Origin of the sequence: Pseudomonas aphyarum (assembly GCF_028657055.1) — a bacterium.
GTDB lineage: Bacteria > Pseudomonadota > Gammaproteobacteria > Pseudomonadales > Pseudomonadaceae > Aquipseudomonas > Aquipseudomonas aphyarum.
Map to the genome: position 1 here is coordinate 13,475 of NZ_JAMDGS010000018.1, position 12,297 is coordinate 25,771.

At 60.6% G+C, this 12,297-nt stretch carries 10 protein-coding genes and 1 pseudogene; 3 read left to right on the plus strand and 8 right to left on the minus strand.

The genetic code is table 11. The annotated features are described in order from the left end of the window. Positions 1-25 precede the first annotated feature (25 nt). On the minus strand, positions 26-2,110 hold the full coding sequence (locus M5G18_RS26305) for a carboxy terminal-processing peptidase (protein ID WP_273926211.1): 2,085 nt from the start codon (positions 2,108-2,110) through the stop codon (positions 26-28). Between the two features lie 181 nt (positions 2,111-2,291). On the opposite strand from M5G18_RS26305, the gene M5G18_RS26310 reads away from it, so the two are divergent. Next, positions 2,292-3,254, plus strand: a complete 963-nt coding sequence (locus M5G18_RS26310; protein WP_221534155.1) for a zinc-binding dehydrogenase — start codon at positions 2,292-2,294, stop codon at positions 3,252-3,254. A gap of 45 nt (positions 3,255-3,299) precedes the next feature. On the opposite strand, the gene M5G18_RS26315 is transcribed toward M5G18_RS26310, so the two are convergent. The 5 genes from M5G18_RS26315 to M5G18_RS26335 are packed head-to-tail and all read right to left on the minus strand — an operon-like array spanning position 3,300 to position 7,409. Next, positions 3,300-3,953: an HAD family hydrolase gene (locus tag M5G18_RS26315; protein ID WP_127797363.1), complete on the minus strand. Its 654-nt coding sequence runs from the start codon at positions 3,951-3,953 to the stop codon at positions 3,300-3,302. A 34-nt stretch (positions 3,954-3,987) separates the two neighbouring features. Then, entirely contained in the window at positions 3,988-4,977 is a 990-nt protein-coding gene (locus M5G18_RS26320) for an ABC transporter ATP-binding protein (RefSeq protein WP_273926214.1), read from the minus strand. Then, complete coding sequence (locus tag M5G18_RS26325; protein ID WP_096822924.1) at positions 4,974-5,774, minus strand: ABC transporter permease; 801 nt, start codon at positions 5,772-5,774, stop codon at positions 4,974-4,976. Before M5G18_RS26325 ends, M5G18_RS26320 begins: the two co-directional genes overlap by 4 nt. Then, the gene (locus M5G18_RS26330; protein ID WP_273900398.1) at positions 5,761-6,597 is read right to left on the minus strand and encodes an ABC transporter permease; all 837 of its coding nucleotides are present in this window, start codon (positions 6,595-6,597) and stop codon (positions 5,761-5,763) included. The genes M5G18_RS26325 and M5G18_RS26330 overlap by 14 nt, the downstream gene beginning before the upstream one ends. Positions 6,598-6,602: 5 nt before the next feature. Beyond that, positions 6,603-7,409: an alkaline phosphatase family protein gene (locus M5G18_RS26335; RefSeq protein ID WP_273900397.1), complete on the minus strand. Its 807-nt coding sequence runs from the start codon at positions 7,407-7,409 to the stop codon at positions 6,603-6,605. A 27-nt stretch (positions 7,410-7,436) separates the two neighbouring features. Between M5G18_RS26335 and M5G18_RS29060 the strand changes: the two are divergent. Further along, positions 7,437-7,554: pseudogene (locus tag M5G18_RS29060) on the plus strand (metal ABC transporter ATP-binding protein); the annotation flags it as partial. 33 nt (positions 7,555-7,587) lie between these two features. Here M5G18_RS29060 and M5G18_RS26340 read toward each other — a convergent pair. Then, positions 7,588-8,652: an ABC transporter substrate-binding protein gene (locus M5G18_RS26340; protein WP_207985483.1), complete on the minus strand. Its 1,065-nt coding sequence runs from the start codon at positions 8,650-8,652 to the stop codon at positions 7,588-7,590. 351 nt (positions 8,653-9,003) lie between these two features. Here M5G18_RS26340 and M5G18_RS26345 point away from each other — a divergent pair, with 351 nt between their 5' ends. Further along, positions 9,004-9,717 carry a UTRA domain-containing protein gene (locus tag M5G18_RS26345; RefSeq protein ID WP_007960207.1) on the plus strand — a complete coding sequence of 238 codons (714 nt, stop codon included), beginning with the start codon at positions 9,004-9,006 and terminating at the stop codon, positions 9,715-9,717. A gap of 386 nt (positions 9,718-10,103) precedes the next feature. Here M5G18_RS26345 and M5G18_RS26350 read toward each other — a convergent pair whose 3' ends face one another. Next, on the minus strand, positions 10,104-12,263 hold the full coding sequence (locus M5G18_RS26350; RefSeq protein WP_273900174.1) for a mechanosensitive ion channel family protein: 2,160 nt from the start codon (positions 12,261-12,263) through the stop codon (positions 10,104-10,106). Positions 12,264-12,297 lie beyond the last annotated feature (34 nt).

The following is a 12,297-nucleotide window of genomic DNA, read 5'->3' on the forward strand; positions in this document are numbered from 1 at the left end:
TCGTCAGCATTAAATTGCCATCACCTTACTTCTTTGCGACCTGGTTGCTCAGCTTCAGGTAATCCAACAGTACGCGCCCGGTCTCGCTCAGGTAGGCGTCGTCTTCCGGTTTGACCTTGTCCGGCTCGGCGGCTGCCAGGGCGTCTTCGTCTTCTTTCTTCAGCTCTTTGAGCGGTTCTTCGCCTTTGGCCTTGCGACGGATGTTTTCCATCGCCAGTTGCTTGGCGTCGATGTCGGCGTGCTGGGCGCGACGTTCGGCTTCATTGAGGCTGACGGTTTTTTCTTCCAGCAGCTTCTGCGCCAGGGCCAGCTTGTCACGGATGAACACGAACTCCGCGTCCTTGGCGGAGCGGCTGTCATGCTCGGATTTCAGCTGGGCCAGGTACGGCTTGAATGGATCGCTCGCCGGTTTGATCGCCGCGCGGATGGTGTCCCACGGCATGGCTTCCGGCAGGGCGCTTTCGCCGATTTCCTTGGTGTCGATGATCGACGGGTAATCGATGTCCGGCAGTACGCCCTGATGCTGGGTGCTCTGACCAGAAACCCGGTAGAACTTGGCCAGGGTCAGTTTCAGTTCGCCATGGTTCAGCGGCTGAATGGTCTGCACGGTGCCTTTGCCGAAGGTCTGGCCACCGATGATCAGCGCACGGTGGTAGTCCTGCATGGCGCCGGCGAAGATCTCCGAAGCCGAGGCGGACAGGCGGTTGACCAGCAGCGCCATCGGGCCTTTGTAGAACGCGCCCGGGTTTTCATCTTCAAGTACATCGACCCGGCCATCGGCGTTACGCACGAGTACGGTAGGGCCCTTGTCGATGAACAGGCTGGTCAGCTCGGTGGCTTCCTGCAGGGAACCGCCGCCGTTGTTGCGCAGGTCGATGACCACGCCGTCGACTTTCTCTTTCTGCAGTTCGGTCAGCAGTTTCTTGACGTCGCGAGTGGTGCTCTTGTAGTCCGGATCGCCGGCACGGAAGGCCTTGAAGTCGAGGTAGAACGCCGGAATCTCGATCACGCCGAGCTTGTAGTCGCGGCCGTCCTGTTTCAGGTTCAGCACGGACTTCTTCACGGCCTGGTCTTCGAGCTTCACCGCTTCACGGGTGATCGGCACGATCTTGCTGGTCTGGTCGTTCGGCGCATTGCTGGCCGGGATGACTTCCAGGCGCACCACGGTGCCTTTCGGACCACGGATCAGCTTGACCACTTCATCCAGACGCCAGCCGACCACATCGACCATCTCTTTGTTGCCCTGGGCAACGCCGATGATCTTGTCGGCCGGAGCAACCAGTTTGGTCTTGTCGGCCGGGCCTGCCGGCACCAGACGCACGACTTTCACCTGGTCGTTGTCGCTCTGCAACACGGCGCCGATGCCCTCGAGGGACAGGCTCATGTTGATGTCGAAGTTCTCCGCGTTATCCGGCGACAGATAGTTGGTGTGCGGATCGTAAGACATGGCGAAGGTGTTGATGTACGCCTGGAAAATGTCTTCGGCGCGGGTCTGGTCCAGACGCGCCAGTTGATTCTTGTAGCGCTTGGTCAGGGTTTCCTGGATCTGCTTCGGCTCTTTGCCGGCGATCTTCTGCCGCAGCACTTCGTCCTTGACGCGTTTGCGCCACAGGTCGTCGAGTTCGGCGGTGGACTTGAGCCACGGAGCGTCCTTGCGATCGATCAGCAAGGTTTCCTTGGTGGTGAAGTCCATCTTGTCGACGCCTTTGTTCAGCTCGGCAAGGGCGAAGTCCAGACGCGCCTTCACGCGGTCCAGGTAGCGCTTGTAGATGGTGAACCCGGCGTTGAGGTCGCCGCTCTTGAGGAAGTCGTCGAACTGGGTCTTCCACTTGTCGAATTCGGCGATGTCGCTGGCCATGAAATAGCTGCGCGACGGGTCGAGCAGCTTGATGTAGCTGTCGTAGATGATCACCGAGCGCGCATCGTCGAGCGGCGGCTTGCTGTAGTGGTGACGCTTGAGCAACTCGACGACGTTCAGACTGGCGATCACTTCGTCGCGATCAGGCTGCAACTTGTCCCAGCTGTTGGCTGCGAATGTGGTGCCCGACACCGGCAACAGACCGATACCGATGAAAAGAGCGAGGGCGGTGCTGGGGAGCAGATGCTTCATGCTGATTCGACGCGGGGACAATTGATAACGCATATTAGGCCGTCTTTGAAGTCGCCGGTACCTCTACGCTCTGTACGATAACTGCTGTTCAGCGTTCGTTCAGACCCCAGGGCCGGTCGCATAATGCAAAAAGCCCGGCGCTATAGCTTCGGGCTCAGTCCAGACTCACTATGGAGGCACTGTGAAGGCATTGCAAGGCGTTGAAGGTCAAGTGGCATGGGTTGATGAACCAAGTCCTACATGTGATGTAGGACAAGTTCGCATCCGGGTGGCGGCAGCGGGCCTCAATCGCGCGGATTTATTACAGAAAGCCGGACTTTATCCACCCCCTCCGGGTGCCAGCCAGGTGCTGGGTCTTGAGTGTTCCGGGGTGATCAGTGAGGTCGGCGCAGGTTCGTCCTGGCAGGTCGGTGACCGGGTCTGCGCCTTGCTGGCCGGGGGCGGGATGGCGCAAGAGGTGGTCGTCGACGGACGGCATGTGCTGCCGGTTCCAGAAGGTGTATCGCTGATCGAAGCCGCGGCCTTGCCCGAGGTGTACGCGACCGTCTGGCTGAATGTGTTTCAACTTGCGGCGCTCAAACCGGGTGAGAAAGTTCTTCTGCACGCCGGGGCCAGTGGCATCGGTTCAGCCGCCATTCAACTGTGCAAGGCGTTCGGCAATCCGTGCTGGGTCAGCGTCGGCTCGGCTGAGCGGTTGGCCTACTGCGAATCGCTGGGTGCCCAGGGCGGGGTGGTTCGCACCGACGATCTGGATAGCCTGCGGGATTTCGGGCCGTTCGATGTGATTCTGGATCCGGTGGGCGGCAACTATTCGGCTCTCAACCTCAAGCTGATGGCTCAGGACGGACGTTGGGTGCTGATCGGGCTGATGGGCGGGCGCGAGGCGAAACTGGATCTGGCCCAGGTATTGGCCAAGCGCGTGCAACTGCTGGGTTCGACCCTGCGCAGCCGTGATGATCAGTTCAAGGCCGATCTGTTCAGCGATCTGAGCCAGCACGTGTGGCCGCTGTTTTCCGAGGGGCGACTGAAGCCGCAACTGGCCAAGGCGTTCCCGATCAAGGATGCCGAGGCTGCGTTTGCGGAGCTTGCGAGCAACACCGTGGCCGGGAAGCTGGTGCTGGTGATCGACGAAAGCCTGAGCTGATCATCGATGCTTGTGGGAGCAGGCCTGCTCCCACAAGACCATCGCTTATTTCCAGAGATGAATCGGCCAGCCGGATTTCTCGGCCTCTGCAAGCAACACCGGATCCGGATTGACCACATGCGGGTAATCCACTTTCAGCAGCAGCGGCAGATCATTGCGTGAGTCGGAATAGAAACTCGCGCCCTCAAGGTTTTCCTCTTCGGCATCTAGCCATTCCAGCAAGCGGGTGATCTTGCCTTCGCGGTAGGTCAGGGTGCCCACGGTGTGGCCGCTGTACACGCCATGCGCCACTTCCAGTTCGATCCCCAGCACCTCATCAATGCCCAACCGTTCGGCAATCGGTTTGACCAGGTGTGTGCCCGAGGCCGAGATCACCAGAATCCGGTCGCCGGCCTTGCGGTGGGCGGCGATGGTCTTGGTGGCGTCGCTGAAGATGATCGGCTCGATGAAGTCTTCAACCCATGGGCCGACCAGATGCTCGACTTCTTCCGGGGTGCGGCCGATCAGCGGTTCGAGGCTGAAGTCCATGTAGTCTTCCATGCGCAACTTGCCATGGCTGTAGGCGTCCATCAGCTCGTTGTTCCTGCGCATGAACGACTCGGGATCGACCCAGCCCAGGCGCCCCATCTGCTCGCTCCAGAGGGTGGCGCAGTCGCCGTGGATCAGGGTTTCGTCCAGATCAAAAATTGCCAGGGCCATCAGTTCAGTTCCCCCTTGGGTGTCAGCAAAGTCATCAGGCTACCTCACACAGGGCGGTGGGATCGATGGAAAGTGACAGGCGCTGACCGTCGGGATGCAGGTCCGCCGCCGAACGGTTGAGCACATCCACCACCAGTTCCACGCCCCGGGCTTCGATGCGGTAGCGGATCACGTTGCCCAGCAGGCTGTGGCTGCGAATCTGCGCATCGAGTTCGCCGTCCAGGCTGAGTTCGATGGCCTCCGGGCGAATGGCGATGCGATGGTTGATCGGCCGCTGCAACAGCTTCGAGGCACTGTCGGCATCCAGCAGGTTGTAGTTGCCGATGAAACCGGCGGCGAACACGTCGACCGGTGCGGTGTAGAGGGTTTCGGCGTCGCCGCTTTGTACGATCTTTCCCTGATTCATCAGGAAAATCCGGTCGGACATGGTCAGGGCTTCTTCCTGATCGTGTGTGACGAAGATCGTGGTCAGTCCGAGTTCGCGCTGGATCTGACGGATCTGTTCACGCAGGTGTTTGCGAATCCGCGCATCAAGGGCCGACAGCGGTTCATCCAGCAGCAACAGGCGCGGGCGGGTCACCAGCGAACGGGCGAGGGCAACACGCTGGCATTGACCACCGGACAGCTGATGTGGAAAGCGACTGGCGAAATCGTTGAGTTCAACCAGCTTCAACACTTCGGCAACCCGTTTGTGGCTGTCGTCGGCATTGACCTTTTGCATGCGTAGGCCGAAGGCGACGTTTTGCTCGACGGTCATGTTGGGGAATAGCGCGTAGCTCTGGAACACCATGCCGATCCCGCGTTTCTGTGGGGTGAGCGGCACGATGTCGACGCCATCGAGCAGAATCTTGCCGCCATCCACCGGCGTCAGCCCGGCGATGCAACGCAGCAGGGTGGATTTGCCGCAACCCGACGGGCCGAGCAGGGTGACGAATTCACCCTTCTGGATTTCGCAGTTGATGTCGCTGAACACCGTGGTGCCCGCGTAGTTTTTCTGAAGGTGTTGGACGCTGACATAGCTCATTCGCTTTTGTCCTTGTTCAAGATGTTGGCGACCCAGGTCAGGACCAGCACGAAAAAGAAGTAGGAAATCACCAGCGCACTGGTGAAGTGGCCGCTGCTATTGCGCATGTTGTTCAGATAAACCTGCAGGGTTTCGTAGCGGGTGCCGACCAGGATGTTGGCGAACACGAACTCACCGAACAGGAACGAGAACGACAGCAGCAACGCGACCATCAGGCCTTTGCGCAGGTTTGGCAGCACTACCAGGAAGGCTGCCTGAAAGGTGCTGGCGCCGAGCAGTTGGGCGGCGTCCATCAGGTCGCGCAGGTTGATGGCTTGCAGGTTGTTGGTGATCGCCCGGTACATGAACGGCAGCGCCACGGTGAAGTAGCAACCGATCAGGATCCATGGCGTGCCGACCATCGCGAACGGCCCGGAACCGTAGAGCTGCAACAGGCCCACCGATGACACCACCGGCGGTACGGCGAAGGGCAGCAGGATCAGGATGTTCATCAGCGCATCGAGTTTCGGGAAGTGGTAATGCACCACGAACAGCAGAGGCAGGATCAGCACCACCGACAGGATCAGCGCGCCGACGCACACCAGCAACGACTGACCGAAGGCGTGCAGAAAGCGTGGATCGCTCCATAACTGGATGTACCACTTGAAGGTGAAACCGCTGGGCAGGATGGTGGCGGACCAACTGCTGGCGATCGAGTAGACCAGCGTGCCCACCAGCGGCAGCAGCAGGATGGCGAACAGCAGATAGACCACGACGCGGTGGTAGACGCCGGCCGGGCCGGATTCAGCGCGAGACATGGTAGCTCCTCTTCAGCAGCAGTTGATGCACGACGGTCACCAGGGTCATCAGCGCCACCAGCACCACGGCCAGGGCACTGGCCAGGTTTGGATCGAGAGAAATGTCGCCAGAGACCATCGCCGCAATCCGGATCGGCAGCACGTTGAAGTTGCCGGTCGTCAGCGCGTAGACCGTGGCGTAGGCGCCGAGGGCGTTGGCCAGCAGGATCACGAAGGTGCCGAGCAGGGCCGGGGTCAACACCGGCAGACCGATGTGGCGCCAGAACTGCCAGCCGTCAGCGCCGAGCAATGCGGCGGACTCGCGCCAGTCTTCGCGCAGGGCGTCGAATGCCGGATACAGCAGCAGGACGCCGAGGGGAATCTGGAAGTAGGTGTAGAGGATGATCAACCCGGATTTCGAGTACAGGTTGAAGTCCTCGATGATCCCGGCCTGCTTCAGCATGATGGTGATGCTGCCGTTGAAGCCGAGCAGGATGATGAACGCAAACGCCAGGGGCACGCCGGCGAAGTTGCTGGTCATGTTGGCGAAGGCGTTGACGAAGTTGCGCAGCTTCGAATCGACCCGGCGCAGGGAGTAGGCGCCCAGCACCGCGATGATGATGCCGAACACACTCGACCAGAAACTGATTTCGAGGCTGTACTGGATCGCCTGCAGATAGAACTTCGAACTGAAGATTTTGCTGAAGTTGGCGAAGCCCCAACCGAATTCTTCCGATTGCAGGCTGTTGATCATCACCCAGATCAACGGTGCGATTTCGAACACGATAAAGAACAGCGCGAATGGCACCAGGCACAGGGCCGCCAGCCATTTGCCGCGAGTCATTGAGTTCACTTGAGCAACTCCCGGCACACAGGTTTGTCGTGGGGCACGCCGAGCAGTTCGCAGACGGTGCCGCAGATGTCGGTCTGCTTCGGTGTGGCGTCGGCGTTCAGGCTGAAGGCGTCACCGAGCACGAACAGCGGCACCTGGCGTTCTTCCGGCAGCAGGCCGTTGTGCGAGCGGTCGTTGTTCATGCCGTGGTCGGCGGTCACCAGCACCTGGCAACCGGCGTCGAGCCAGCCTTGCAGGTAGTCGGCGAGGATGATGTCGGCGCTGCGCGCGCTGTTGCGGTATTGCGGAGTGTCGAGGCCGTGTTTGTGGCCGGCGTCGTCGATGTTCATCGGGTGGATCAGCAGAAAATCCGGGGCGTGGCCCAGGCGCAGGTTTTCCGCGTCGGCGAACAGGTGCGAGTCCGGGTAGTGATCGTTCCAGTAGAAGTGGCCGTGCTGAATCGGTAGCGCCGGGTCATCGGTATGCCGATCCCGTGCCGCCACGAATGGGGAGCGGTTGTAGAGCTCGCTGACCCAGTGGTACGCCGCAGCGGCGGTTTTCAGACCGGCATCGCGGGCGTAGTGATAGATGCTGCGCTGGTTGGACAGGCGCGAGACGTTGTTGTGGACGATGCCGCTGTCGATCGGCGGTACGCCCGTGAGGATACATTCGTAAAGCGGTCGGGACAGGGCCGGCAGCTCGCACTCCAACTGGTAGAGCGCGGCGCGTCCTGCGCCAACGTAAGCCTGCAGATGCCCCATGGCGTGACGCGCGACCTCGTAATTGAGGCCGTCGAGCACGACAAGGATGACGGTGTGCTTCATAGGGGCAAAAACTCCGCGAAACAGAAAATTTCAGATTCAGTCGGGAGCCCTTGTGGGAGCGAGCTTGCTCGCGAAGGCGTCGTGTCAGCCAACATCAATGTTGAATGAAAGACCGCATTCGCGAGCAAGCTCGCTCCCACAGGGATCTCCAGCAATCCCGGAAGCGGGACTTACGGGCTTACTTCATCTCGACGATGACTTCTTCGTTCCACTTCTGCGGCAGGGCCTTGGAGGTTTTTTCCCACGCATCGGCGTCCTTGATCGGCGTGACCTTCTTGTACTGTTCGTTCGGCAGCAGCTTGGCTTTCACGTCTTCCGGCAGTTGCAGGTGCTCGGCGCGGATCGGGCGAGCGTTGCCACGGGCGAGGTTGGTCTGGCCGGCGTCGCTGAAGATGTATTCGCGGGTCAGCTTGGCGGCGTTCGGGTTCTTCGCGTATTTGTTGATGATGGTGGTGTAGCCGGAAATCACCGAGCCGTCGGACGGGATCAGCACCACATAGTCATCCGGGTTGGCCATCTTGGCCTTGTAGCTCAGGCCGTTGAAGTCCCAGACCACGCCGACTTCGATCTCGCCTTTTTCCATGGTGGCGATGGTCGGGTTGGCCATCGACAGGCGACCCTGCTTGGCGATGTCTGCGAACAGCAGCAGGGCAGGCTGGATGTTTTTCTCGTCGCCGCCGTTGGCCAGTGCAGCGGCGAGCACGCCGTTTGCTGCTTGTGCAGCGGTGCTCACATCACCGATGGAAACCTTGTATTTGCCGCCCTTGAGGTCAGCCCATTTGGTCGGTACTTCGGAGCCGTGCAGCAGCTTCTTGTTGACGATAAAGGCGATGGTGCCGGTGTAGGCCAGTGCCCAGTTGCCGTCCTTGTCTTTGGCCCATGCAGGCACTTGATCCCAGGTGGTCGGCTTGTACGGTTGAACCACGCCTTGCTTGACCGCGATCGGGCCGAAGGCCGCGCCAACGTCGCCGATGTCGGCGGTGGCGTTGTCTTTTTCAGCGGCGAACTTGGCGATTTCCTGGGCCGAGCTCATGTCGGTGTCGATGTGTTTCAGGCCGTAGTTCTTGGCCAGGTCTTCCCAGGTGCCTTTCCAGTTGGCCCAGTCATCGGGCATGCCGACGCTGTTGACGGCGCCTTCCGCTTTCGCAGCGGCTTCGAGGGTTTTCAGATCATCAGCCGCCATGGCGGCGGTGCACATGGCAATGGTCGAGCCTAACAGTGTTGCCAGGAAAAGCTGTTTCATTCCGAAGCTCCTTGGTCGTGTTCAACGCTGCGATTGCGGTTTGTGTTGGTCTAGGTCAGCAATACCTGAGCCAATGTAGGGGGGCTGGATGACACTTTGATGTCGGCGGATACCCGACCCGCGTTTTATTTCTCCGGTATCGACGGCTGCCCGCTAAGCGTAGACCACCCGCAAAGTCCCGGTGGGCAAGGGACTTGGCCGATGTATTGCAAGTTGTCAGGGCGACCGTTCGGTAGTTTTGTCATCTCTCGGTCATCTGCACTGCCTAGGCTTGCAACACCACCAAACGGCGCAATAGCTGTGCGGTTTTGCCCCGAAACAGTGCTGGTCTAGTCCAGATAGGTAACGTTGATGCGCGATGAGGCAACAAAAGCGGTGACAGCGATTGGCCAGATCCTTCAGGAGCAGCTCGACCATGGATTGCTGGCGGCGGGGAGCAAGTTGCCGGCCGAGCGCAAGCTCAGTGAGTTGTTCGGCACGACGCGGATTACGGTACGGGAAGCCTTGTTGCAGCTGGAGGCGCAAGGGCAGATTTATCGCGAGGAGCGGCGGGGCTGGTTCGTGTCGCCGCCGCGTCTGGCTTACAACCTGATGCAGCGCAGTCATTTTCACGCGATGGTCAGTGCGCAGGGGCGGGTGCCGTCGACCGAGGTGATTTCGGCGCGGTTGCAGCCGGCGTCAGCGGCGGTGTGTGCGTGGTTGCAGTTGCCGGCGTTGTCGAGCGTGATTCAGATTTGCCGGTCGCGGCGGATCGATGGGCGGCTGGTGTTGTATGTGGAGCATTATCTGAATCCGCAGTTTTTTCCGGGGATTCTGGAGTTTGATTTGAATCAGTCGATTACCGAGCTTTATGCGCGGCATTACGATTTGCATTATGGGCGGGTACGGTTCGAGATTGTTCCGACGTCGTTGTCGGTGGAGGCGGCGGCGGGGTTACGGGTTTCGGTGGGGAGTCCGGGGTTGAGGATTGCTCGGGTCAATTATGATCAGTTTGGGCGGTTGATTGATTGTGATCTGGAGTTTTGGCGGCATGATGCGATTCACGTAGGGGTTGATGTGGTTTGATCGCTTTGCGTGAATATCCGTTGCTTCGGGTGTTGCGGATTATGGTTCCGCCCTTACGGCGGGTCACTTTTGGCAAACGCCCCAAAAGTAACCAAAAGGTCTGAGCCCCTGCGTTCGGCCCCTCGCTGAGGCTCGGTGTTCCTTCGTTACGGGATTCATCCGGGGGCATCGCCTACGGTTTGCTTCGCTGCACCTCCTCTCGATGCATGCGGCTGCGCCGCACGGTCGCTGCGCTCCCACCCCCGGATAAATCCCTCCACTCAGCCTTCCGATGGGGCCAAAAGATCAAAAGCTTTACTCGAGCTAACGCTCATCGTGGTGAGTGGTGAGTGGTGGGAGTTGGCTTGCCAGCGATGGCGGCCTGAAGTCGGTCAGATTCTCCGGATCTATTCTTGAGTTTGGCCACCACCGCCTGCTGTGATCACCTGCACGTTCATCCTCGGCGTCGCCAGGTCCAGGCCTGCCTCATCCAGATGCCGTTTGAGCGACAAATTGAACGCCCGTGAAACTTCCCACTGTTTGATCGGTGCGGTCTTGAATCTTGCGCGCAATATCGCGTTGCCGGATTCAAAGCTTTCCACGCCCTGAAATTCCAGTGGCGACCAGATGTTGCGGCGTTGCAGAGGGTCTGTGCGCATTTTCTGGCCGACGTCGCGCATCAGTTTGATGGCTTCGTCGATGCTCATGTTGAACGGCACGGCCACGCGGAAGATCGCGTAGCCGAATTCGCGGGAGTAGTTTTTGATGCTTTTGATTTCGCTGAACGGGATGGTGTGGACGATGCCGTCAATGTCCCGCAGGCGGACGGTGCGGATGGTCAGGCCTTCGACGGTGCCCAGGTGGCCCCCGACGTCGACGTAGTCGTCGATGGCCAGGGAGTCTTCGATGATGATGAACAGGCCGGTGATCAGGTCTGCTACGAGTGACTGGGCGCCGAAGCCGATGGCCAGGCCGATCACGCCGGCACCGGCCAGCAGGGGCGTGACGTTCATGCCCATGTTCGCCAGCGCGACGATCAGGGCGATGATGAAGATCGCCACGAACAGCACGTTGCGGATCAGCGGCATCATGGTTTGCGCGCGCGCGTTGGCCAGGCCTTTGCGGGAGCGGGTGAGGGCGTGGTGGACGGCGGTGTCGCTGAGGATCCAGATCAACCAGGCGAAGATCAAGGTGCCGATCAGGCTGAATATTTTGACGCTGACGTCGTGGCCTTCGCCTTCGGTGAAGCCGATCAGGGACATGCCCCAAACCCGCAGGCCGAGTTCGATGAAGGCCAGCCACACCAGCAAATGGGCGAGGGTGTAGAAGAAGCTTTTCAGGCGTTCGGAATACAGCGCGTGGCGTTTCGGCCCGCGTTGGGGTTTGAGGGCGTGGCGGCGGACGAGGCCGTTGATGACCATGCACAACACCAGCAGCACGGTGCAGATCAGCGACTGTCGCAGGGCGGTGCTGGTGTCGCCGGCGGAGACGAAGGTGGCGAACAGGGAGATGCCCACCAGCACCAGTGCCGGGACGTACCAGAAGGTGCCGAGGATTTCGATGGTGTCGCTGAGGGCGCGGCGGGTCAGGCGGCGGGACAGCGGCTGGTTGCGGATCAGGTGGGCGATCGGCCGGCGGAAGCGCAGGATGAACAGGCCGGTCGACAGCGCCGCGAGGACGTTGGCGACGGTCGCGGCGGTATGGGCCAGGTGCACGCCGAGGCCGGCCACCAGTCGCGGATCGCTCAGGGCTTCACCGAAGGCGGCGAAGCTGCCGATCAGCCACAACGGGCGGAAGGCCTGGTGACGCAGGATGTACAACGCGCGATGGCGGTGCGGGCCGTCGAGTACGGAGAAGGCGATCACGCAGATCGCCGAGAAGCAGGTGCCCACCACCAGCGCGTAAGCCAGCACCATCGCCAGGCTTTTGCCCAGCGACGAGGGCAGTGCATAACTCATGTAGACGGTGATTACCAACGCGATCAGCCAGGGGCCGAGCTTGCGCAGGGCGAAGCGCAACATGTCGAGGGCTCGGGGGTTTTGCGGCAGTTCTTCGGTCAGGCCGAAGCGCATGCGTACCCGGTGGCCGAGCCAGATCAGCGCGGCTGCGAGCAGGCTCCAGACCGCGAGGATCACGGCGAAGGCGAAGATGATCGGCAGCCATTCGCTGGCCGGCAGCATCAGGCCTTTCAATTCGTCCTGGGCCATGTCGAATTCGGCGGACCAGCGATTGAGCGGGCTGTCGGCGCCGGTGAACTGTTTTTCGAAAGTGGCGAGGGTGCCGCCGATCAGTCCCAGCACACCTTCTTCGGGGCTGACCTGGGCTTTTTTCGTGGCGTCGCGGAGTTTTTTCAGGTCGGTCAGCAACTGGGCGCGTTGCTTGTCGTTTTCCAGCGACTTGATGACTTCGTCCAGCGACTGGCCGAGCGGTTCCTGAGCCTCGGGCTGAGCCTTGCCGGAGCCCGTGAGCAGTCCCGGCAGACCGGCGGCGTCGGCAGGTGCCGGCGACATCAGGGTCATCAGGCAGACGAGAAACAGGCAGGGCAGGGCAAAAAGACGAGCGAACACTAGGCGGTCAACCTCGCAAGGGGCGGATCGGGCG

Excerpts from the sequence above, each read along its gene's own strand:
- M5G18_RS26305 (WP_273926211.1), bottom strand. The coding sequence starts at position 2,110 with ATGAAGCATCTGCTCCCCAGCACCGCCCTCGCTCTTTTCATCGGTATC.
- M5G18_RS26345 (WP_007960207.1), top strand. The coding sequence starts at position 9,004 with ATGCGCGATGAGGCAACAAAAGCGGTGACAGCGATTGGCCAGATCCTT.
- M5G18_RS26315 (WP_127797363.1), bottom strand. The coding sequence starts at position 3,953 with ATGGCCCTGGCAATTTTTGATCTGGACGAAACCCTGATCCACGGCGAC.
- M5G18_RS26335 (WP_273900397.1), bottom strand. The coding sequence starts at position 7,409 with ATGAAGCACACCGTCATCCTTGTCGTGCTCGACGGCCTCAATTACGAG.
- M5G18_RS26330 (WP_273900398.1), bottom strand. The coding sequence starts at position 6,597 with ATGACTCGCGGCAAATGGCTGGCGGCCCTGTGCCTGGTGCCATTCGCG.
- M5G18_RS26325 (WP_096822924.1), bottom strand. The coding sequence starts at position 5,774 with ATGTCTCGCGCTGAATCCGGCCCGGCCGGCGTCTACCACCGCGTCGTG.
- M5G18_RS26340 (WP_207985483.1), bottom strand. The coding sequence starts at position 8,652 with ATGAAACAGCTTTTCCTGGCAACACTGTTAGGCTCGACCATTGCCATG.
- M5G18_RS26320 (WP_273926214.1), bottom strand. The coding sequence starts at position 4,977 with ATGAGCTATGTCAGCGTCCAACACCTTCAGAAAAACTACGCGGGCACC.